Origin of the sequence: Mesorhizobium sp. M0571 (genome assembly GCF_040320985.1) — a bacterium.
Lineage (GTDB): Bacteria > Pseudomonadota > Alphaproteobacteria > Rhizobiales > Rhizobiaceae > Mesorhizobium.
The window spans coordinates 24,220-46,061 of record NZ_JAMYQT010000034.1; the positions used below are offsets into that span (position 1 = coordinate 24,220).

General features: G+C 59.0%; 16 protein-coding genes and 6 pseudogenes. 14 read left to right on the forward strand and 8 right to left on the reverse strand.

Annotated features, from left to right (window positions below; translation table 11 throughout):
- The first annotated feature begins 571 nt into the window (after window positions 1-571).
- From NKI85_RS27970 to NKI85_RS28015, 10 genes are all read left to right on the forward strand, one after another.
- A complete protein-coding gene (locus tag NKI85_RS27970; protein ID WP_352779258.1) occupies window positions 572-2,458 on the forward strand; it encodes a gluzincin family metallopeptidase in 1,887 nt (628 codons plus the stop codon).
- Window positions 2,440-3,807 carry a ComEC/Rec2 family competence protein gene (locus tag NKI85_RS27975; RefSeq protein WP_352779261.1) on the forward strand — a complete coding sequence of 456 codons (1,368 nt, stop codon included), beginning with the start codon at window positions 2,440-2,442 and terminating at the stop codon, window positions 3,805-3,807. The genes NKI85_RS27970 and NKI85_RS27975 overlap by 19 nt, the downstream gene beginning before the upstream one ends.
- Window positions 3,808-4,045: 238 nt before the next feature.
- On the forward strand, window positions 4,046-5,122 hold the full coding sequence (locus NKI85_RS27980) for a hypothetical protein (protein ID WP_352779263.1): 1,077 nt from the start codon (window positions 4,046-4,048) through the stop codon (window positions 5,120-5,122).
- A 252-nt stretch (window positions 5,123-5,374) separates the two neighbouring features.
- Window positions 5,375-5,881, forward strand: coding sequence for a hypothetical protein (locus NKI85_RS27985; RefSeq protein WP_352779266.1), 507 nt, complete (start codon window positions 5,375-5,377; stop codon window positions 5,879-5,881).
- Between the two features lie 160 nt (window positions 5,882-6,041).
- A complete protein-coding gene (locus NKI85_RS27990; RefSeq protein WP_352779268.1) occupies window positions 6,042-7,190 on the forward strand; it encodes a T6SS phospholipase effector Tle1-like catalytic domain-containing protein in 1,149 nt (382 codons plus the stop codon).
- Between the two features lie 339 nt (window positions 7,191-7,529).
- Window positions 7,530-8,591, forward strand: coding sequence for a ComEC/Rec2 family competence protein (locus tag NKI85_RS27995; protein WP_352779271.1), 1,062 nt, complete (start codon window positions 7,530-7,532; stop codon window positions 8,589-8,591).
- A 148-nt stretch (window positions 8,592-8,739) separates the two neighbouring features.
- On the forward strand, window positions 8,740-9,111 hold the full coding sequence (locus NKI85_RS28000) for a TIR domain-containing protein (RefSeq protein ID WP_352779274.1): 372 nt from the start codon (window positions 8,740-8,742) through the stop codon (window positions 9,109-9,111).
- A 92-nt stretch (window positions 9,112-9,203) separates the two neighbouring features.
- Complete coding sequence (locus NKI85_RS28005) at window positions 9,204-10,001, forward strand: caspase family protein (RefSeq protein ID WP_502900733.1); 798 nt, start codon at window positions 9,204-9,206, stop codon at window positions 9,999-10,001.
- A 192-nt stretch (window positions 10,002-10,193) separates the two neighbouring features.
- Window positions 10,194-10,745, forward strand: a complete 552-nt coding sequence (locus NKI85_RS28010; RefSeq protein ID WP_352779280.1) for a hypothetical protein — start codon at window positions 10,194-10,196, stop codon at window positions 10,743-10,745.
- Window positions 10,746-11,235: 490 nt separating this feature from the next.
- Complete coding sequence (locus NKI85_RS28015; protein WP_352779283.1) at window positions 11,236-11,526, forward strand: hypothetical protein; 291 nt, start codon at window positions 11,236-11,238, stop codon at window positions 11,524-11,526.
- A 90-nt stretch (window positions 11,527-11,616) separates the two neighbouring features.
- Here NKI85_RS28015 and NKI85_RS28020 read toward each other — a convergent pair whose 3' ends face one another.
- The 8 genes and pseudogenes from NKI85_RS28020 to NKI85_RS37995 all read right to left on the reverse strand — a co-directional run.
- On the reverse strand, window positions 11,617-12,015 hold the full coding sequence (locus tag NKI85_RS28020; RefSeq protein WP_352779286.1) for a hypothetical protein: 399 nt from the start codon (window positions 12,013-12,015) through the stop codon (window positions 11,617-11,619).
- A gap of 147 nt (window positions 12,016-12,162) precedes the next feature.
- A pseudogene (locus tag NKI85_RS28025) lies at window positions 12,163-12,363 on the reverse strand (transposase domain-containing protein); the annotation flags it as partial.
- Between the two features lie 28 nt (window positions 12,364-12,391).
- Window positions 12,392-14,462 (reverse strand): annotated as a pseudogene (locus tag NKI85_RS28030) (recombinase family protein).
- Window positions 14,449-14,637, reverse strand: a complete 189-nt coding sequence (locus tag NKI85_RS28035) for a hypothetical protein (RefSeq protein WP_352779289.1) — start codon at window positions 14,635-14,637, stop codon at window positions 14,449-14,451. The pseudogene NKI85_RS28030 and the gene NKI85_RS28035 overlap by 14 nt, the downstream one beginning before the upstream one ends.
- 308 nt (window positions 14,638-14,945) lie before the next feature.
- Window positions 14,946-15,920: pseudogene (gene tnpC, locus NKI85_RS28040) on the reverse strand (IS66 family transposase); the annotation flags it as partial.
- Window positions 15,910-16,661 (reverse strand): annotated as a pseudogene (locus tag NKI85_RS28045) (IS3 family transposase); the annotation flags it as partial. The pseudogenes tnpC and NKI85_RS28045, both read right to left, overlap by 11 nt.
- A gap of 91 nt (window positions 16,662-16,752) precedes the next feature.
- Window positions 16,753-17,055, reverse strand: coding sequence for a Y4lK-related protein (locus tag NKI85_RS28050; protein WP_352779310.1), 303 nt, complete (start codon window positions 17,053-17,055; stop codon window positions 16,753-16,755).
- A gap of 111 nt (window positions 17,056-17,166) precedes the next feature.
- Window positions 17,167-17,406 (reverse strand): annotated as a pseudogene (locus NKI85_RS37995) (transposase); the annotation flags it as partial.
- Between the two features lie 655 nt (window positions 17,407-18,061).
- Between NKI85_RS37995 and NKI85_RS28055 the strand changes: the two are divergent.
- The 4 genes and pseudogenes from NKI85_RS28055 to NKI85_RS28070 all read left to right on the forward strand — a co-directional run bounded on the left by NKI85_RS28055 (window position 18,062) and on the right by NKI85_RS28070 (window position 21,328).
- Entirely contained in the window at window positions 18,062-19,162 is a 1,101-nt protein-coding gene (locus NKI85_RS28055) for a M12 family metallopeptidase (protein ID WP_352779292.1), read from the forward strand.
- 444 nt (window positions 19,163-19,606) lie between these two features.
- Window positions 19,607-20,745 (forward strand): annotated as a pseudogene (locus NKI85_RS28060) (helix-turn-helix domain-containing protein).
- A 21-nt stretch (window positions 20,746-20,766) separates the two neighbouring features.
- Complete coding sequence (locus NKI85_RS28065) at window positions 20,767-20,997, forward strand: hypothetical protein (protein WP_352779295.1); 231 nt, start codon at window positions 20,767-20,769, stop codon at window positions 20,995-20,997.
- A gap of 34 nt (window positions 20,998-21,031) precedes the next feature.
- Window positions 21,032-21,328, forward strand: a complete 297-nt coding sequence (locus tag NKI85_RS28070) for a hypothetical protein (RefSeq protein ID WP_352779298.1) — start codon at window positions 21,032-21,034, stop codon at window positions 21,326-21,328.
- Window positions 21,329-21,842: the final 514 nt, after the last annotated feature.

Here is a 21,842-nt window from a genome sequence, read left to right on the forward strand (position 1 = left end):
CCCAATGACAACCGATATTTTACTGCATCTGCCGGTTCGACCGAGCCTTGTAGTGGGTTTTGTCCCATACAGCTTAAGGTCGGAGGGTCAGAATGAAAGCGCCCGCGTCGACGAAAGCCCTTTATTCATCTCGACCACCATGGAGTTGAACCACTTCGCTCATCATCGTACCTGACTGACCATCGTGTTGGCGAACCGGATGTCGTCCGTTTGGCCCCTTCCCGAGAGAGGGCGGCGCGGCAGGTTAGCGCCTCGTCTCAGTCATTCGGCGGGCCCGTTCCCACATCGGTGAATCAAAATACCCGACATGGTGGTCGGCAAAAAAGGCGCTCTGGGGCCGAATGGTTCGGCTGCGCCGTCCACCCCAATGGACTGATTGAGCGCTACACAGCTGTAAACCGCGGCTTCCACCTTTGCCTCGTCAACACGACAACCGAATTGAGTCCGAGTTTTTACGAGACGCGATTGAAAATCGCCAGAAACGGCAAAGTTATCATAAATTAGCACTTGCATTAATTGAGCTCTATAATAGTTTGGCTCAATCATTCACCATAACACTATGGATGATCCTGTGCCGGCAAAGTCGCGCAACGCATCAGCATTGGACACCGGAAAGCAGGCGAGAGCCGCAATCGAGAGAGCGCGGGCCGAACTCTATGCGGCGCGGCAGTTTCTGGGTCGTGACACGCAGGCGGACCTCAAGGTTCGCATCCCTTTCGACGTTTACTTCCAGGATCCTTTCGTCACCAATTCCAACAAGGCCTACAATTTCGACCAGGAGTTCGACGTGCCGTGGGAGCCCGGTCTCACCGATGGGCCGACAAGCGCCCGATTTGCCGTCGTTGACTATGACAGCGGCACCGAAACTCTGGCGCCTGCAGCGCGCTGGCATGGTGACCTCGGCAAGTTTGTCGATACCAAGGGCAAAGTTCTCGATCGGCGCAATCTCGACTCCCCGCAATTCCGGCAAATGAACGTCTGGGCAACGTTGCAGAATGCTCTCGACTTCTTTGAAGCTGGCTTTGGCCTGGGTCGTCGCATTGACTGGGGATTCGAAGGCAACCGGCTTATCGTCGTGCCGCACGCCGGATACGGTGAAAACGCCTTTTATGACCGCGATAGCAAATCGCTGCAGTTTTACTATTTCGATAGCGGCAAGGACGGCGAGCGCAAGCGCATTCACACTTGCCTGTCGGCCGACATTGTCAATCACGAATTCGGCCATGCCGTGCTCGACGGCATTCGGCCTCACTATCATGAATCCGTCTTTGCGGAGACCGCCGCATTCCACGAGTTCCTGGGCGATCTTTCGGCGATCCTGATCGCCTTCCGCAACACCGCATTCCGCTCGCAGATTGCCAAAGCCACCGGCGGCGACCTCGACAAGGACAATCCACTCGGTAGCCTGGCCGAGGAGTTCGGCCGCAACATTGGCGATCAGGACTATCTTCGCAGCGCGCTCAACACCCTCAAATACAAGGACGTCAAGGACGACCAACGCCAGCATTATATGTCACAGGTGTTGACCGGCGCGATGTTCGACATCATTCGCCGTCTGACGGCCTACTACATGAAAGTAAGACGCGAATCGGCGAAGAAGGCGCTTTGGTCCACAATCCGCCGCATGCAGTGCATGGCCGTCCAGCCGCTTGATCTGCTGCCGCCGGTCGACGTGACGTTCGAGGACTATGCACTGGCGGTCCTGCGCGCCGAGCAGATCGCCAATCCGACAGACCCTGACGGCTACCGAAACATGATGATCGAGGTTTTCGTCGAACGCGGCCTTTTAAGCGAGGTGATGGCGGCCGAGCAGAAAAAACCCACTGCCGTGTTCGCGCGTCTGAACGTGTCCGTCTTCCACGATCCCCTGAGCATCGCGACCTCACGCGCCAACGCCTATCGCTTCCTTGACGACAATCGCCGTGATCTCTTCATTCCTTTCGCCGCTGATGTGATCGTTACCGACCTTTCGACCGCGCAGAAGCTAACGCTCTCGGGCCGCCGTCTGCCCAGGCAGGTTCTTCTGCAGTACATATGGCGCGAGGATGTGGTGCTCAAAGGTGCCCGGTTCGGCCGTTATGCCGGCGCGGTGACCAGCCTGCTTTGCGGCGGCACTTTGGCTCTCGACATCGATGGCAACAAACTGGCGTGGGCACGTAAACCCGGCACCCTTCCGCTCATCAAGGGCTCCCGCACACGCGAGGGCGAGGACGACGAGGTCAAGCGCGGGATAGTGCGCCGCGAAGCTTTCCTGGATGCGCTCGCGGCGCGCATCGCAGCTGGCCGCATCGGCGACGGCGTTGCCGGTGGCGCCGCGGGGTTGCTGGAGAAGTCGATCGCGCCGTTGACCGCCGAAAGAGGAGATGGAACCGTCCGCTTCAGCCTCTCTCCGCATATCGGCATTCGCAGCGACAAGGACGAGGAGATGGGAGAGCGGCCATGGCAGGTCAGCTCCTGATCCGTGCTTACAATGTCGGCGTTGGCGATTGCATCTACATCCGCATCCCAAAAGCCCGTAAAAAGGGCGGCAAGATCGATGATTTCCACATCCTCATCGATTGCGGAAAAAAAGGCAGCGCCGCGGAATTGAAGGTGGCACTCGATCACCTCAAGGGTGAATTGCCTATCGAGGGCAGCGGAAAGCGCCTCGACCTTCTGGTCGTCAGCCACGAACATGAAGACCACATCAAGGGCTTCGATCCGGCCTGGTTCACCGACATTCGTATCGAGAACCTCTGGATGAGCGTCGCGATGAATCGCGATCATCCGCAAGCCAAGTTCGCGCATCAGCTGCATGACATGGCGGCAACGGCCATGCGCGGCATCGCCGCCCGCAATCTGGCGCTGAGCCCGGAGCTGGCAGACATTGCGGCGCGCTACAGCATCGCCAATGACGGCGCCGTGGACGCATTGCGCAAGGTACTCCCGAAACAGAACGGCATCACGCCGCTCTACGTACACGCGGATATGAAGCCTGCCCAGCTGCAACCAGCGACGCTGTCGGGGGCAACCTTCAAGGTGCTGGGTCCCGAGTTCGATATCGACACCTACTATCTTGGGGATGCCGCCGAGGACATCCTGCATGGCTTCTCCGCTTCGACCGGCCTGCTGAAGGGCAAGGCGAAGGCGCGGAAAACCGGGCCGGCTCCCGCAAACATCAGCGGCTCGGATTTCACGCGCCTGCAATCGCGCATGATGTCGGGCGCCTTTGCTTTTGCCGAGGAGGAGGGCGAGGTCGTCAACAACACCAGCGTCATGCTGCTTGTCGAATGGCGCGGCCGCCGGCTTCTCTTTGTCGGTGACGCCGAATGGAATTCAGCCTATCGCGACAAGAAGAAGAACTTTGCCTGGAACACGGCCTGGAAGCTGCACAAGCCCGAACTTGAGACGCCAGTCGATTTCCTCAAGATCGGCCACCACGGCAGCATCAACGCAACGCCCTGGAACAGCAAGGAAGACGGTAAGCTTACCGAACCCGCCACCATCCTTAACGCCATTCTTCCGCTTCCCAAAGACAACGCCAAGCCCGTCGCCAAGGCAGTCGTCTCGACCGAGCGTACCTTCTACCCAGTGATTCCGCGCTCCACACTGCTCCTGGAGATCGGCAAGCGCGTCAGCAACACCAAGAAATACAGTACCGCGCTCAGCACCGATCAGCTCGCGCAGCTTCCCAACTATGACGACTACGAAGCGCGTTGGCTGGATCGACCGCAGCCTTTGCGAACCGATCTCGAGGCACGCCTCACCGGCAATGGTTTCGTGGACATCACGATCGAGCCAGCCGAGGGGTTTTTGAGGGGCTTGTAAACTCCGTCGCGCTGGCGCATCCGAACCAGTCCAGGAACCGCTCGTCGATCCGAATTTCTCGTTCGAGTGTCTCGATAACGTCGGCTCTCATGAGAGCTAAGGAATCCATTGTCGACAGGGGTTCTACACGCGTCAGGGCGTTCTCTATGGGACCCGGAAACATCCGTGACCCAGGACCATAAACTTGATGAACTGTCGTCGCCGTCGGCTGCGACGCTAGACTAAAGGGAGTTCCTGATTGGCCAAAACAATCAAGCTGGATGATCTGCTGCCTTATTTGGCGCCTGTGCTGCTGGAGGCGACAGGCGATCTGGAAAACGAGCGCCTTGTCAGGGAGGTCATCCGCGCCGTTTCCGAACACGCAGGACGATCGACGGCGCGCAAACGGCGCATTGTCGCAACAACTACCCTTGAGGAGGATGACGGGCTTTACTTTCAGGCTTTGGTCTACCGTGAAGCAGGAGCGCCACCTTGGTTGGCCGCAGTTGACCTCGAAGACGTTGTGCACCACCTGGTGGTCGTCGCAGCAAAAGGGAAGAGCCTCGCCATCTGCGCTTCCGACAGCGCGATGCGCGAACGGATTGTCAAAGACCTCAAAGTGGCAAGGCGCATGCCGCGCGCCGCGATTGCCGCATTTGTGGGACCTGAAGCAAAGGCAATCTGGCTGAACGGGATCCACACGCCGACATCCTCCAAAGCGGACACCAAGGCACTCACAGGACCGACGCTGGAGTACGCGATCGATCCAATCGGTGATCAGACCTATTATTATTCAGCGGCACGCACGATTCCGGATGTCCCGGGTTTGAAGACTGCCGAGAAGAAACCTCCCGTGGTGGGAGCTGCATCTGGTGGAGCGCGCATCTGGGTCAGACGGTCGAGCAATTGGCGATCCTTCAAGGCCGAGCTGGCCGCGGTCATCGCCCATGCGACACAGGGCAAGCGCGCTGTCGACCCGTTTGCCTCACTATCACAAGCGATTGACAGCGCTGCCGGCGTCGAGCACGCATACGCGATCTCGGTCATACCTGCGGAGCTTCTTTCCGAGGATGAAATTTCAGACGCGGATCGCGAAGCAGCGCGCCGTTGGGCGTTCGATGCAACCTATGTGGTGAAGCACACAGATGGCCTGTCCCTTACCGTTGAACCCAGTCTGGGAGGCCAGCGGCTTGGCCTGATGGAACTCTCCGTAACCCTCGCTGGTGGGGACGTCACGATCGAGCACGCGTGGATTGATGAAGAGCCTGGGCAAGACGCCGCGCGGGATGAGGGTACCAGCTTCCTCACCGATATCGACAAGGTCAAGATCTACTAGGAGAGCGGCCATGCAATTGCGCAGGGCCATTGCTATGCGGGCGGCTATACGGACCAGCCGTTTGGCTGGAGCTTTCAGACCTTCGCCGGCTATGCCGTCGACACCGAGAAGCCTACATTCAGCAAGGCTGAACCGCTCCCCACACGCATCGCGGTCGACGGCGACAATTCGCTGTTTGCCTATGTGTGCGAAAAGATGTTTCTGGGACCTGACGGCAATCCCAAGGGCTGGCTTGCAAGCGATGACGGATCGATGGAACTGGCTGATTTCATCCATATCGATCCCGAAGCAAAAGTCATCAGCCTCGTTCACATCAAGGGCTCAGGATCAAAGGCCGCCAATCGGGAGGCAGCACCGGCCGACTACGAGATTGTCGTTTCGCAAGCGGTCAAAAACATCCGCCATCTCGATCGACGTCTGCTGCTTCATGAACTCACCCGGGGAAAGGCGAAAAAGATTGGCGCCGCCGTCTGGCACGACGGCGTCAAACAGCCCAATCGCGAGGGCTTCCTAAAGGCGGTAGAAAAGCTGCCTGCCTCCGCGTCGAAGGTCTTGATCGTGCTGCAACCGCGTCTCACGAAAAGTGAGATTGCACGATGCCGCGCCGCTGCAGCGACGCCGACGAGGTCGATGCGCATCAAGCAGATCGATACGCTCATGCTTGCAGCACGCGCTTCCTTGCGTGCGGCGCCACGTTCATCGGCATTGCAGATGAAATCTGAATGTGTTGTTGCCGCAGCCGAGGCAACAATCGCATAAAATAATTCCTGTACGAACTTGCGTTTTGATAGGCAAAAGCTAAACGCCATTGCTACTATGCTGCTGAGCTACGCGTTCTCGACGATCTGTCATCTTCCGCAAGTAACATGTTGATCGGTTCTGGGGAGCTTTGGGAAGTCAAGGGGGAGGTCGAGGGTCGATGAACAAGAACATCGTTGTCTTCTGTGATGGAACGGGAAACGAGGTCGAGGGCAATCTTTCCAATGTTCTCAAGCTGTTTCGAATTGCACAACAGAACGCACAGCAGGTTGTCTACTACAATCCTGGGGTGGGTACGATCGGGCTGAGCAGTGACTGGAGCTCGTTTTTTCAGAATGCAAAGGGGGTTTTCGGTCTGGCGACAGGCTACGGCTTGGACGAGAACATTATGGACGCCTACCGTTTCGTCTGTCAGCGCTATGAACACGGCGACAAGCTGTTCTTTTTTGGGTTCAGCCGAGGCTCCTATACGGTACGTGCTGTGGCCGGTTTGATCTACGCAATTGGCCTGCTCAGACCAGAGCAGCTTAACGTCGCCTCCTATGGCCTGACGGCCTACAAGCGGGCGCGCCAAGACAACAACCTGCGCCTTGTGTGGGATTTTGCACGCATCATGAGCACGCGCCGAGCCCCTATCCATTTTCTCGGAGTATGGGACACGGTGGCATCCATGATCGTGCCGCGCCCCGACCGGTTCTATCTGCCCAGCCTGCGCACTTTGCCCTACACACGCACCAATCCTGGCGTGCGCTGTTTTCGACAAGCAGTGGCAATCGACGAGCGACGGCGGTTATTTCGGTTGAACCGGTGGGAGCCGGGACAAAAGTACGCGCCGGTGCCCTTTGCCAATCCACCAAGCAACGATCAGCAAGACACAGTGCAAATGGCGTTTGCCGGCGTGCATTCCGATATTGGCGGAGGCTACCCCGAGGCTGAAAGCGGGCTTTCGAAATTCCCTTTGGCCTGGCTTGCCGATGAGGCCGCTGCTCAGGGCCTGCTGATAGATGGCTCAATGTACCAGCATCTCGTTGAAGGGACTACCTTGACCGACGGCAGACACATCTATGTCGCGCCCGATGCGACCGGCAAGTCGCACAATTCGCTCAATTGGGCGTGGTGGATCCTTGAACTCCTTCCCAAAAGTGTCAAATGGCGGGAATGGAAACGGCGGTCGCTTTTAGGCTGGTATATACCCCGTGGTGAACCACGATGCATACCAGACGACGTGCAGATACACCCGTCGGTCTACGATCGAAAATCCCGGGTGCCTGATTATCGTCCCGTCAATGTGTCCGACCGATCTCCTTAGCCAACTGGGGGCAATCGGCGACACCTTACGCGAACCTGTCGTTCAAGGCGTACCAACTGCTCTGCGCGTTCGCCGGAGTTTCCTCGTCGTGTTCTGCGATCCAGAAAGCTGTCGTTCGTTCAGTACGAATAACGATAGGGGTAGTGGAAAGCTCTAAAAATTACATTCAGATAGCATCGGCGTGTAAGTGGCGTACTCAGAAAATTCGAAGATGACAGTTCAGATCTGGAGCCCAGGAACTGAGCCGCATCCTTCGATACGCAAGGAAGACCTGTCGTCTCTGGCGTCAACCGTAAGCACTGATCACCGGGACCGTCCGGGTCCCTGAGGAGTTTCTATTTGGCGACGTTCTGCCTTAATCTGTTGCCCGCCGGCGATGGTGACTGCCTGCTCCTCTCTTGGGGAGATCACGGCCTGCTCAACCACATGGTCGTCGATGGTGGCCGGGCTGGAGCCTATCACCATCTTCGCAGCCACCTCGCCCGGATCGCCGACGCCGGCGAGAGACTAGAGCTATACGTCCTGACGCACATCGACGGCGACCATATCGAGGGCGCATTGGCGTATCTCAAGGACGTTAGGCGCCCGATTGCGCCGCAGCAGGTCTGGTACAATGGCCGTCGGGAGATGGGTTCGATCCGTACCCGCAGCATGAAGCAGGGCGACGCCTACTCCGTAGCGCTTTCCACGCTCGGTTGGCCGGTCAACGAACCGTTTTCCGACGGGGTTGCAAAGATCGAGTCCGCGCCCGGCGAGATCGACGTGGCCGGACTGCGGCTGACAATGCTGTCGCCCGACGAGGCCCATCTCACCGCGCTTGGTGGCAGATGGGAGGATTGGAGACGGCAGGAAGACCTGCGCCGACGCGGCGGGATACGCAGGGCGGCGAAGCGGCCGCCGGTGCCGGATCCGCTAGTCGTTGAGGACTTGGTTGCGCCTGGTCCCACCGACAAAGAGTTGCCGAACGGGACGAGCATTGCTTTCGTCGCAGAGTGGGGCGGTCGTCGAGTTCTGTTCGCTGGCGACGCGCATCCGGACCTGCTCGCGTCCTCGCTTGAGCCGCTCGCGGCTGCCGAAGGGGGGCGCTATCGGGTCGATCTTATTAAGGCATCGCATCACGGGAGTGCCAAGAACACCTCAAATCGACTGATCGACATGCTCGACTGTCGACGGATGGCGATCTCGACAAACGGGAACCTTCATGGCCATCCCAATCCGCAATCAATCGCGCGCTTCCTGCATTTCGGGCCGGAAGGAACGAAGGATCTCTACTTCAACTACGTCACGGATTGGACGAAGCCCTGGATGACGCAAAGGGTCGCGGAGCGATACAGGTACCGGTTTCATTCCCCGCCCGGCCTGCCGGGAGCCCTTTCGATTAATATATTTGCTGACAACTAATCATTGTTGCATCGCCTTAGCCCAGCACCGAACCGATGACGGAGCTCGGAAATGCCCGCATTTAGTCTGCATGAATACAGTGGCCCTTGATCCAGCGATCTGCGCATGATCTGTGGGTGTTATTATCGGGAGTGCGGGAATTTTTAGCATGGCGGATAAAAAGGTGATCTTCGTCGCGTTCGCGATCGAGGACGAGCGTGCGAGAGATCTACTCAAGGGTCAATCGCTCCATACGGACTCGCCATTTGAATACATCGATATGTCGGTGAAGGAGGCCTACACCGAGGACTGGAAGGCGAAGGTGCGCACGCGTATCCGGCGGTCCCATGGTGTGATCGCACTAATTAGCAAGAACTCACTTTCAAGTTCGGGCCAGAAGTGGGAGATCGCTTGCGCGCGGGAGGAGGGTGTCCCCGTCCTCGGAATCTGGTCCTATTCAGACGACAGGACGTCGGCAGTCGGCGTGACCACCAAGGCATGGGGCTGGGAGACTATAGCAAACTTTATTGATGGGCTCTGATCGTGGGAAAGGGCAGGAAAGCGCTTATAGTAGGGATCGACTATTATGAAGACTTGGGCCAGCTATCGGGGTGTGTCGACGACGCCCACAAAGTGAAGGCGGCGCTCGACCGTAACGGCGACACCTCCAAAAATTTCCAGACTAAGATTCTGACCGGCACCGGTCCCAACGACATCGTCACCCGGAAAGCCCTTAAGGAGGAGGATACGGCGACAGGCGACGACGGCTTGCCGATGGGAGAGATCCTCAAACTTGCCAACGATTCCAAAGTCGCCAACAAGATAATCCTGCTCGACAGCTGCCACTCGGGCATTGCAGGCTCTTCTGAGAATGATCCACGCTTTGCCGAGCTGACCTACGGGCTCACGATCTTCACCGCGTCGACGGAAAAACAGTACGCCCACGAGACCGACGAAGGCGGAGTGTTCACGAACCTGCTCGTTGACGCTCTCGAGGGCGCCGCCGCCAATCTGGTCGGGGAGATTACGCCGGGAAGCGTTTACGCGCACATTGATCAGTCGCTCGGGTCTTGGGGACGTCAGCGCCCGATCTTCCGCACAAACGTCAACAGCTTCGTATCACTTCGTCAAGTTACTCCGCCGATCGCCCTCGAGGATCTGAGGGCGATCGCAACACTGTTTCCCAGCGCCCACCACCACTTCGAGCTCGACCCCACGTTCGAGCCCTATAGGCCGATCAGCGGGGTGGAGGTCGATCCAGTAGCGGAGAATACAAGCCGGTTCGCCATTCTTCAGAAGCTCAATCGCGTGAACTTGGTGGTGCCGGTCGGCGCGCCGCATATGTTCCATGCTGCAATCGAAGGCAAATCCTGTAGGCTGACCATTCTCGGCGAGCATTACCGGCGCCTCGTGGTTAATGACCAGATTTGAAGTTTGGGTGAGCCATTTGCAGGCACTGGAGGAGGGAGCAAGCATCGGTGTCACAGTGCTACCATGCAAGACCAGGGTTGGACTGGTCCTGGATGCGAACCTCGATCGGATCTTCGTGCGCGACTCGGCATGGCTACTTTAGGTGCTAGCGCAGTAAGTTGCGAATATGCGCGACTGGTTTGGAGGCGACTAGTGAAAGTCCCCGTTTTCGTCAGCCGACCTACACCGCATCTTGCGACTCAGGAACGCTTCGTTGCGCAATTCACTGACGAACTGATGAAACGCGGTTTTGATCCCATTACGATGGGACCGGCCAGCAGTAGCTACGACTACGATGCTCCGCTTGTAGGAATTCGACGGCTGCTAACTCATTGCTGCGGCCTAGTTTCGGTCGCTTTTCGGCGTACTCACGCATCGGCAGTGAAGAAGTATCCTTCAGCCGATTTACCGGGCTTCGCAGAACGGGACGACCGCAACGTCTGGTTCACAAGTCCATATTGCCAGATTGAGCCTGCGATGGCTTTTCAATTGGGATTGCCCATTCTGATCCTTAAGGAAGAAGGAGTTCTAGCCGAGGGCGTTTTGGAGCGTGGCGTAACCGGCCTATACCTGCCAGAGTTTAGTCTCGCGGATGGTCCGTCTTTCATCAACGGTCAGGAGTGCCGCGCCCTGCTCGATCAATGGGGCGGTTATGTTCGTGCCGCCTACAAACGCCGGGGCGATCCTCCAAGACTCTTCGACTGACAGCAAGGAATGCAAAACGAGCACCAAGCAACCGGGCACCAAGAGTTTCGACGCTATGCCGATTCCGGATCCGGAAGCGGCAACGGCTCCCGAATATTGACCGAGTCCAAATACTTGTTTGCAGTGAGGTCGGAAAAAGCGCCGGCCCGCAACCTCATCCCTTCTCCAACCCCACGCCGATCTCCTCAGATCCACGAATCCTTGGTGTGGGTAAATGCGGCCGCGAGTTTGCTGACACTCGCTCATTCGCGCCATCAGCCGGTCGCCGTTCCGGACCATCCTCGATGTGGCATCGTCACCGCATCCAGATACTTGTCCGAGCCGTCCACTCTGAGCATGTGGGCTACCCTCTGTGCGAAGGAAGGGTCCGCATTATTGTATAAAACGAATGCTTTGGTTCGCATGTTTCTCGCCCACGACCGAACGGGCCTAGACCTGTTAGGTGGAAGAAGAAGTGACCCGGCAGTAAGAAGCGAGCAAGGATTTAACGATGAACAAGGATGATATCGACGCCCAGCTGTCGTCTATTTTTGAAAAACTGGCCGCGATCGAGCACGATCGATGGTCGCACTGGCAAAGATATATGCATTCTAAGTGCTCCATGCAGACTGACGGAAGCTTGTTGATACCGCCCAATTTGGTGGCCCAGTGGGAACGATTGATTGCACTTCCCTACGACCAGCTCGACGAGGATGAAAAGAATAGCGATCGGGAACAGGTGCAAAGGTATCTGCCCGTAATCCGGGACATTTTGGGGCGTCGATCACCGATTGTCCCATAAGATAGCCAGCAAGATGACACGCAACTCGACCTGCACCTAGCCTGGCGGATGTCCGCGTGAAGCCATTTCCAAAGGTGCGTGACAAGGGTATCAATCTGCCTGCTGGATCGGCTCCAAGATCATGTCGTGGAGCTCGGCGATTTGAATATTCAGCTGCTTCACGGCAGCCAATATTTCCTTTGCCCGAGCTACTGTCGCATCCGATCTCGGGTCTGTGTTGTCCTCAGTTTGGGCAAGCTCGGAGAGCATTTGTCGCAGCCGGTCCTTGCCAAACCGATCATACATGATGGTGTCGAGTTTTTCAGAAGCTACCATGCCTCGCGCCTCCCGCAGCTTTTCGCGATAGGCGCTAAGTTGGTCGAGATGGAATTCAATTGACTCTTCGGTGGAATCCAACTGTATCCGAATGCCATGCAAGTCTTCCAGCGTGGCTTCCCCTGCAGCAATCCGTTCGAGGTATTCGAGGAACCCGTGTGGGGCGAAGCTCAATCCGTCTAAATTATGTGCTGCGCTTCGGGACTGCCGTCTGCGGCTGTACTTGGCGATGACTTCTTCCCCTTCCGGGCCTAGTTCGATCAGAGTCGTTATCAGTTCGCTGAGTCCGCCGACCAGATGTAAGCGCGTAGCTGATGCCGTTTAGCGCTGGTAGTTCCAAGGCATGAGCGCCTCGATATCGCTGTTTGGCCAGCCGTTGGCGATGCGCTCGAGGGTCTGGGTGAGCCAGGCGTGCGGATCGACCTGGTTCATCTTGGCGGTGGTCAGCAGCGTGGCGATGGTGGCCCATGTCCGTCCGCCGCCGTCGCTGCCTGCGAAGAGGCTGTTCTTTCGGGTAATTGCGAAGACTGATTCATTATGCACCTCCTTTTCAAATGGCGGAAAACAGCGATTCCTGGTTGTCGTCGTGGATGCGACGCGGAGTATTGCGCGCCAGTTCGGCCTTGATCCGTTCGTCTTCGAGGTCGCTGGCGCGGATCTGGTAGGGCGCGCCGCGCATGACCTGCTCGGCGGGTAAGAGGCCATCCCTGATGAACCGGCGGATTTTGACGTGCGACACGCCGAGCTTCGCGGCCGCATCCGACATAGTGAGCCACTCGCCATTCTTGTCGGACGAGCGATAGCCGCTGATCTTGTGCACCGTGCGCAACGATTGGACGCGACGCGCGGTCCAGGTCTTTCCCCTGACCGGTCTGCATGCCCATGCGGTTGAGTGTGGCAGCGATTTCGGCATCCGACCACCGGGTTGCCATGGATCGCATGATCGCCAGAGCCTCCTCAGGCGTACGCTGGCCATGCTCTCCGGATTTGGGCTTGCGAACCCGTACCCGCGAGTGCTGGCCTCCATGCCAGTGGATGGTCAAGATCACGTCGCGCGCATCGTCATCGACATCCGCCACGATGTCCTTGATGAGCGCGCGCAGCAGTTGCTGACGACAGCGCATGTCGACACCCGGCGCATTCCAGGTGGCCTTGAGATCGTGGGCGAGGCCCGTGAAGTCCGGAACCCCGTCGACAGGGTCCACACGCTGGACTTCGCTCAGCCGGGCCTCGCAGGTCGCCACGCGCCTGAGCGTGGCTTCCCAACTCCTCTCGAGCTGGGCCGCAATAAGCCGGTTCTCCGGGTCGCAGGCCGCATAGCGGCGCTCGGCGAGCGATGCCTCGTAGCGCGCCTGCTGCAGGTCCAGCTCGATCATCTGCCGGCGCCTGGCCTCGCTCTCCAGCTGCATCCGTTCAGCCTCCAACGCCGCTTCGATCGCCATCGGCGCAACCGCCTCCAGCGCTTCGCGGGTCACCGCCGCGTCGGTGCGAAAGCCGTTGAACGACATGCATCGCGCCTGTGCCATCATGAGGTTGCCGCGCTCGCAGCGATATACCGGATAACCTTGGCCGCGTCCGGCATACATGACAACCAGTCTTCGCCCGCATCGACCACAAGAGATGAGACCCGGGAGCAGCGCGCGACCGCCGCGGCCCGACTTGACGCCGCCGGCTTTGCCATAAGCGTTGGCCGCGAGCAGTTCCTGGTTCCGTTCGTACTCGCTCCATCCGATGTAGCCTTCGTGATGGTCCTTGAGCACCACCGCCCACTCGCTAGCCGGCTTGTAATGGCCATAGCTCTTGCGAACGCGGCCATCGACGATCTCAGTGCGCTTCTCGCTCTTACCATAGACATAGGCGCCGGCGTAGAATGGGTTCTTCAGGATCGAGATCACGTTGCGGTAGCGGATCGGAACCCAGTCGAAGGACACCATCTTCTTGCCGTCGGAGGGTCTGGGAAAATGCACGCCATCGTCGATCATCGAGATCAGGACCTGGCGCGCACTGCCGAGTTCGCGGAAGCGCGCGAATATCAGGCGAATGGTCTCCTGCAGGCGCATGTCGGGATCGAACCCGAGACCGTAATCGCGGTGCCAGACATAGCCGAAGGGCACGGAGATGCGCAGTTCCCCGCGCTGTGCCTTGGCGCGGGCGGCCTCGTACATGCGGGCACGCAGCACGCCGAGCTCGAACTCGCTGATGCTGCCCTTCATACCGAGCAGCAGGCGGTCGTTCGGCAACCCCGGATCGTAGACTCCGTCCAGATCGATCACGCGTGCATCGACTTCGCCGCACAACTCTAGCAGCCGATGCCAGTCCGGCCCGTTGCGCGACAGGCGGGACGCCTCCAGGCAAAGCACGGCGCCCACATGGCCGGTGCACAGATCGTCGACCAGGCGCTCGAAACCGGGACGTTCCACAGCCCCGCTTGCGGTTCGTCCCAGATCCTCGTCGATCACCTCTACTTTGCGGAATCCCCAGCGCCGCGCGACGTCGACAAGCTCATATTGCCGACGCTGGCTCTCAAGGTTGAGCTGAACCTGCGCCTGAGTGGACTGACGCACATAGACGACGGCCTTGCGCTTGAGGACGGCAGTCGGAATCAGATTACCGCTCGTCATCGCAGCTCTCCTCCTCCGTTGCCACGCCGGCGGCGGCCATCAATACGTTGGCGAGCCGGGCGATCACTATGGTCCGTTGCGCTGAACTCAGCCCGTTCAGCTTCTGCGAGTCGAGCGGCAAGCTGAGTTGGCGAACGACCACGAGAGATCGTGTCGGGGGTAGCAGGCTTCTCATGTTGCGCCTCCGCGATGGTGAAATCATCCGGAGAGCCTCGCCGGAAACGGCGTTCGATCAAGAGCTTGTGAAGCTCAAGCAGCGCGGCAAGCGATACGCGCGGGGAGCCCAAATCCATCGCCGCGCAAGCCACGGGATCGATCACCCAGGCCGGAGCGGTAATGACATGGCCGGGCGCGACGACGAGATGAATGATCCGGCCGTTGGCGCGCTCTTCGCTGTTCTCGCAGCGAAGCCGACGTCCGAAATACGGGTGCCAACGGTAATGGACCTCGACCTCCTGCCCAACATGGGCAGAATGACCCCGAGATGCCAATCGGGCGCAGGGCTCGCTCGGCGGCATTGTTGTCCATGGCGACGCGGCCGTCTTCGAGGAACAGGCAGAATGATGGCCAGCGGCTCAGGCCATAACGGAAGGCTTTTGCCAAATCGCTCTTGCCCGGAATGCGGGTCAGTTGCGTTTCGATCCAGACACGGAATGCTCCGATCTTTGGTTTGCTATGCTTCTGACGTGCGGCAAGGCGGGTATCGGCAGGCTGACCCGCAATGCCGTGCTCGATGTCATAAAGCGCACCGATACGGTCGAGAGCCTCGCGTGCGATCTCGGATTTGTTCGAGGTCCAGATATCATGGAAGTCGCGTCGCCAATGCGCCCAGCATGCCGCTTCTCGGAAGCGGGATGTTCCATCGGCTCCAGGCTCATAAAGCTTGCCATAGCCTTTGTAGCCGTCAGCTTGGAGAATGCCGCTTGTCTGCCTGAGGTGGCGGAGGACGTGGTCTTCCTTCCAGTCCGGAGCAAAGTAGTAGACCGCGCCAGGCGGAGCGCCGCCCGCCCACGGGCGTTGATCGCGGACATATGTCCAGATCCTGCCTTTCTTTACGCCTTTCCCCAGCCCTTTGTCCTGCATGGAGCGATCCAGCACCCGGATCGGGGTATCGTCAGCATGGAGAAGGTCGCTGGCCATGATCACGGTTCCGATCCGCTCGATCAGGGGCTGAAGCACCTGCATTGCGCGACCGCACCAATCGACCAGCGTACTGTCGGGGATGTCGGCACCCATGCGGGCGAAGATTTCGTTCAGGCGATACAATGGCAGGTGATCGTCGAACTTCGAGACCAGGATGTAAGCCAGAAGGCCGGCGCCAGCCATGCTGCCTGGTATCGGGCGGCTGGGCGCGGGCAACTGCACCATCTTTTCGCAGCAGCGACAGGATTTCTTGAACCGGGCGATCTCGATGACCTTCATCTGGGCGGCGATCAGGTCGAGGATTTCGCTTGTGTCGCATGCCCGAGAGAGACGTATCAACGATGAGTGCCAGGCACTCTCTCGTGCAGTCGTCGACGACGGCCATGATGCGGAAGCGGCGCCCGTCGGTGAGTTGGTCCGATACGAAGTCGAGCGACCAGCGCTCGTCGGGCCTCAGCGGCACCAGCATCGGCGCCCTGGTCCCGATCGCCCGTTTGCGGCCGCCACGGCGGCGAACGGCGAGCCTCTCCTCCCGATAGAGCCGGAACAGCTTCTTGTGGTTCACGACCAGGCCCTCCCGCCTCAGCATCACGAGAAGACGCCGGTAGCCGAACCGGCGACGCTCCTGCGCGATCGCCTTCATCCGCTCGCGAACCTCGCGGTCGTCCGGTCTGCTGGTCTCGTAGCGAACCGTCATGCGGCAACAGCCGATGGCTTTACACGCCCGCCGTTCGCTCATCCCGAAGCCTTCCTTCAGGCGAGCGACAGCTTTCCGCTTGGCCGCGGGCGTCACCATTTCTTTCCCACAAGATCCTTCAACGCGGCATTGTCGAGCATCGCGTCGGCCAGAAGCCGCTTTAGCCGCGTGTTCTCGTCCTCCAGCGCCTTAAGTCGCCGAGCCTCGGAGATATCCATCCCGCCGAAGCGGGCCTTCCAGTTGTAGATCGAGGCGTCGCTGACCCCGTGCTTGCGGCACAGATCGGCAACCGACACCCCGGCCTCGTGTTCCTTCAAAATTCCGATGATCTGCTCTTCAGAGAGGCGGCTACGTTTCATGTCCTGGTCCTCTCGATGGGCCAGAACGAACTTCAAACCGGATTAGATCAGAGGGGCAAGGTCACCGCATCCGGCCCATTTCCCCGCGCGATCATTGGCGAGTTTTCGCATTCTCCGACCAGTGCTTCGCTGACGAACCAACCTCGAGATAGCGGCCAATCGAGCGTAAATAGGCGGAGATCTCTCGTATCAAGAAATCTCGATCGCCGTAGGTCTGTTCGATCCGCTTCAGCTCCGGCAACGCACATTTCAATTCACTCGGTGATAGGTCGGCGTCCCCGATGACGTATTTATCGTGGCCGACAGCGCAGATATCGCAGCCCGCCTTGATCACCTCATCAATGAACGCTGGTATTTCGCTTGTCCTTATGAGCCTTCGGTTTCTTGCCCTCATAAGTGCATCCTCCCTTTCCGATGTCGCCAGCCGCGTCGACGGCTGGCACTGATCTCCTTTTCGATATCGGCACTGAGCGTGAGATTGCCGAACGGAGCTTTGCGATAGACCGGCTTCAAGCGCCGGATCGCTCAGCCCATGCCACATGCCCAGCAAAAGACGGCGCACCAGCGGTTCCGCCGGATAGCTGGTGTTGCCCGAGCCGGGACCGCTGCGCTGACCCAGCAATGTTCGGATCGGCGCCCAATTCAGTTCCTTCGATACCAAGTCGAAAATCGTCTCGTCCGGTGCCGCCAGACCGTCCGCCAGACCGTCCGCCAGACTCAACTGACCCAAAACACGATCCGCCATCCCGAATCTCCCTGCTTCGACCACCGCAACAGAATCATCGTTCGGCTTCTGTGCAAAGGTCTCCTACAAGGAGAAAATCGGTCTCTCCGTCCTTGCTCCGCGCCGCCAGGGCCGCGCTCCGTGCAGGATCGACGCGGATTCGCATACGCGGATCGGCGCCGACCCTCGGCTTCGACTTCGGGCGGGTGATCCCTGTTCCAATCATGATGCTCCCTGCGGTGCGTCTATGGTGAGCCCGCGGGCCGATTTGTCGGGAGGCACCTGGTGATCCAGCGCGGTGAGCGCCTAGAGGGGCCGAGTGCCCCGATGGATTGGCTGCGACCGACGCCCCGTGGGGAGTTGCGCCTTCGAGCGCCAGAACAGGGCGAGCATAGTAGCTGCCCGTTTGAACAGGAGAAGGCAGATGATTGGAGACATATCCGCATTCGTAGGCGTCGACTCGGCATCGGCGAATGCGCAGCGCTCCTTTCCGCCGTCCGAACGAAGGCGGATCCGGTGACGTGACGCACCCATGGCTATCGGGGGGCCCCGGCGTCTGCTATTGTCAGCGCGTTCCATCACCTGGGCAATATCGGCCTAGCTCAACAAGCCGACCATCAGGGGATGTCGGACTGCCACTTCTTTTGAGCCCACGATGCCAAATTGCCCCTATTGCATGGAAGACTTCAAGGCCGGGGCCCGCAAGTGCCCCCACTGTCAAACGTCGTTCGATTCGACTCCGGATCCTTCCGGTACCACCGTCTTTGTTATGGATAAAGGCCTTATCCGATTCTCAAAGTTCGTCGGCGCAGTGCTGGCTGTTTTTGTACTTGTTGGCGTGTATTTGTATGCCGTAGATATAAAGGACGCGAGCGAGAAATCTGCCGAAGCTAAAATTGCGAGTCAGGAAGCACTCCTTGAGATTGAAAAATCTAAATTAGCTCTTGATCAAAAGTTAGTCGACATCGAAACTACTTTTAAGCGGGTCGAAAGTTTGGAGAAAGAGATCATTGTTCATAGGGATGAGACACAGAAGAATGTAAGCGAAGTAAAACAACTAATCATCTTCATCCGCGGGCAGAAAGAGCTCGCCATAGGGCTCGTGAACGAGTTTCCCAAGCTTGGTCCCGGCGAAGCGGTTGCGGCAAAAGAGGGGAGAGAAGAACGCGGGATCAATGCTGCTCGCGGCAAACTATGGGCGAATGGATCGACAGTGGGGTTCCACTTTCTCGACGGCGCAGAGAAGGACAAGGTGATTGTCAGGGCTGCGATTGACCAATGGAAGCAGAACGTTAACTTGAAAATCACTGAGGTCGAGTCAAACGAAGCAGAAGTCAGAATCTCATTTAAAGAACCAGGGTCTTGGTCATACATTGGGACCGATGCTCTGGGCATACGGATAGACCAGCCGACTCTCAACTATGGGACTCTCGCAGAAACGCAAGACTCTAATATTGCAACGCAAGTAGCCCTACACGAATTTGGACACACCCTCGGTCTGGCCCACGAATTTCAGAATCCTTCGGCTGGCACTATTTTTAATGAGGCTGCGGTATTGGATTACTATAAAACGACAGCCGGATGGTCGACAGAGGTAATTTTTAGGAATGTACTTGGGAAGGCGACGTACCCGGGGTCTCGTCCGTATGATCCATTTTCTATTATGAACTATACGTTTCCGGAAGGCTTGTTCCTTCAGGGCAAGGAGACACACCCGGGTTTCGGCCTATCCGATAGCGATAAAAGCTACGTTGCGTCCTTGTATCGCCCTGCTTAGAGCAGAACCGCCAGCCCACAGCTAAGCTGGGAAGCCTGGACCGGCGGCGTACCAGTGTTCGGCAGGTAGGTCTCAAACCCAGCCAAGGCCTTCGGCCATGCGCTCGGCTCCGGCCGCCTGATTGATCTCCCACACAGGACCTCACGGCAGCGTGCCAGGCGCCGGCGAAATCGAGTGCTTCGACGCCTGCTGCCGCCTGGGCGAGACCGAGCATCGGCTGCCCCAGGTCCCGACCAACTAGGATTGCGATGGCGAGCGCAAGCGCCAAGCCGCCGATGCCGATACCACCGCGGTCCACCGCTGACGACGCGTTTCGATGCCAGGATAATGGAAGCCTACGGTACAGGGGACGGGGCCATAGTCGGAGATGCGCGGCCGGAGACATAGGTGACGTTTTGTACCGGACACATGGGTAACACTTTTGGCTTTTGGCCGGAGGTGTTGATGCCGTGGAGAGAGTGTTCGGTGATGGAGGAACGTCTACGTTTCGTTGCCCGCCTTCTCGAGGGAGAAGGCATGAGCGATGTGTGCCGGGATTTCGGGATTTCGCGCAAGACTGGCTACAAGATCTTCAACCGCTATAGGGAGGAAGGGCTGGAGGCGCTTTGCGACCGCTCGCGGCGGCCGGTGAGGTACGCCAACCAGTTGCCCGAGCAGATCGAGCGGCTGATCGTCGAGACCAAGCGCGAGAAGCCGCATTGGGGCGCTCGCAAGATCAGGGACTTGCTGGTCAGGAAGCTCGCCGGTGATGTGCGTATCCCGGCCAAAAGCACCGTGCATGCCGTGCTCGACCGTCACGGCCTTGTGAGCCAGGCCCGCAAGAGGAACCGGGCGAGCAAGGCCGTGGGCACGCCATTGTCGCAAGCCGCCGCCCCTAACGATCTGTGGTGCACCGACTTCAAGGGGGAGTTCAGGCTCGGCAACGGTAGCTACTGTTACCCCCTGACGGTCACCGACCAGATCTCGCGCTATGTGCTCGCCTGCGAAGCGCTTGAATCGACAAAGGAGACGCCGGTCATCGAGGCCTTCGTGCGGCTGTTCAGGGAGCGCGGCCTGCCCGCCGCCATCCGCTCCGACAACGGGCTCCCTTTCGCTTCGCCTAACGGCCTCTACAATCTCTCGCGCCTGTCGGTGTTCTGGCTCAGGCTCGGCATCGTCATCGAGCGCATCCAGCCGGGCAACCCGCAACAGAACGGCCGCCACGAGCGCATGCATCTGACCTTAAAGAAAGAGACGACCAGGCAAAGAAAGAGACGACCAGGCCGCCCGGCATGAACATTCTCCAGCAGCAGGCGAGGTTCGACGCTTTCATCAGCGAATTCAATGAGGAAAGGCCACACGAGGCGCTCGCCATGCGCACCCCGGCCGAGCTCTACACGCCGTCCTCAAGAGCCTACGACGGCCTGCCGGAACTGGAATACCCCTTCCACGACCGCGACATCCTGGTTACCGCTTGCGGCCGCATCTGCATGCACAGGAAGAAGATCAACGTCTCGACCGTGCTCGCCGGTCAGAGGCTGGGAATCAAGGAGATCGACGACGGCATTTGGCTCGTCAGCTTCATGCATTACGATCTCGGTTAGATCGACTTGGAACAGAGGACCTTGCAGACCATCGATGCTCCGGCCGGAGCCGGCCGCCGCTTCGCGTTTGGCGAGTGCAGGGCGGGCGAGCACACGCTCGCGCCCGACGAGGACGAAAGGAGTCTTCCAAAGGTCGTTGCCCACCTGGGCAAGATAGCGCGACAGCTCGGCTGCCGAGACGACCCCGACGAGCACGCCTCGTTCATCGCCGAAAGGCCTTTCAGAGACGACCGCAACCCGAGGGCGGGCTGATGGTGACGCGCATTCCAGGCGCCAGGTCAGGTCCTTGAGCTTGGCAAGCTCCGTAAACGCGAGGAATGGTGTAAAAGCCGGCTCTGCTTCGCTCATCTATGCCGAGATCAGCGGAAATCTTGCTGACGTTTCCGGTGCGGACGCTCCGAACATATCGAACCAGGATCCATCCGTGACGGCGACGAAGAGACGAACCAACGCTTCAACTCCGCTCGCCGATTGCGAGGTCGAGGAAAGTCGTACGGTCTCGGATTTGGGTTTCCTGCTGGACGTTCTGCAGAACTCGAGTTCCGTTCCTGTAAAGAACAACCAGAGCTTCTGCGACTGGTGAGCGGTGACCGGCTCGCCCGATGTCCTCAGGCTTCTTCGTCGACGAAGGACGTCTCTTCGTGCTTGCCGACGGGTCGGCCCAATCGCCGTTTGCGCAGAGCGCGGCGAACGCGCTCCAGGCTCGGGCGGCGACATTGGCCGACCGGCCCTTACCCTTGAATTCGTAGCGGGCGCTGAACTCGGCCGCGACCGTCTCCTCGGGATCGCCGCCCGAGCGGGACCACAGGATGAACGCGCATTCGCCGTCGACCCCGTCGGACAGCCGCAGTTCCGCGCCTTCAAAAACCTCCTCGCGGCCTCGAAACCGCGGACGAGCGCCAGATCCACGGAGGGATCGGGGAATGTGTCCGGCCCCAATTCTTTGTAGCAAGTGAGGCATTCGCCGACAGTTGTAGGCGCCTGGTCCGTCTTCATGTCGGCCGATCGGCTGAACAGGGGGATGAACTGAAGACCGCCCGCAGCCGGGCGCGCCTTGACATCTTCCTCGAACTTGATTCCGCCGCCCGACCTCGCCT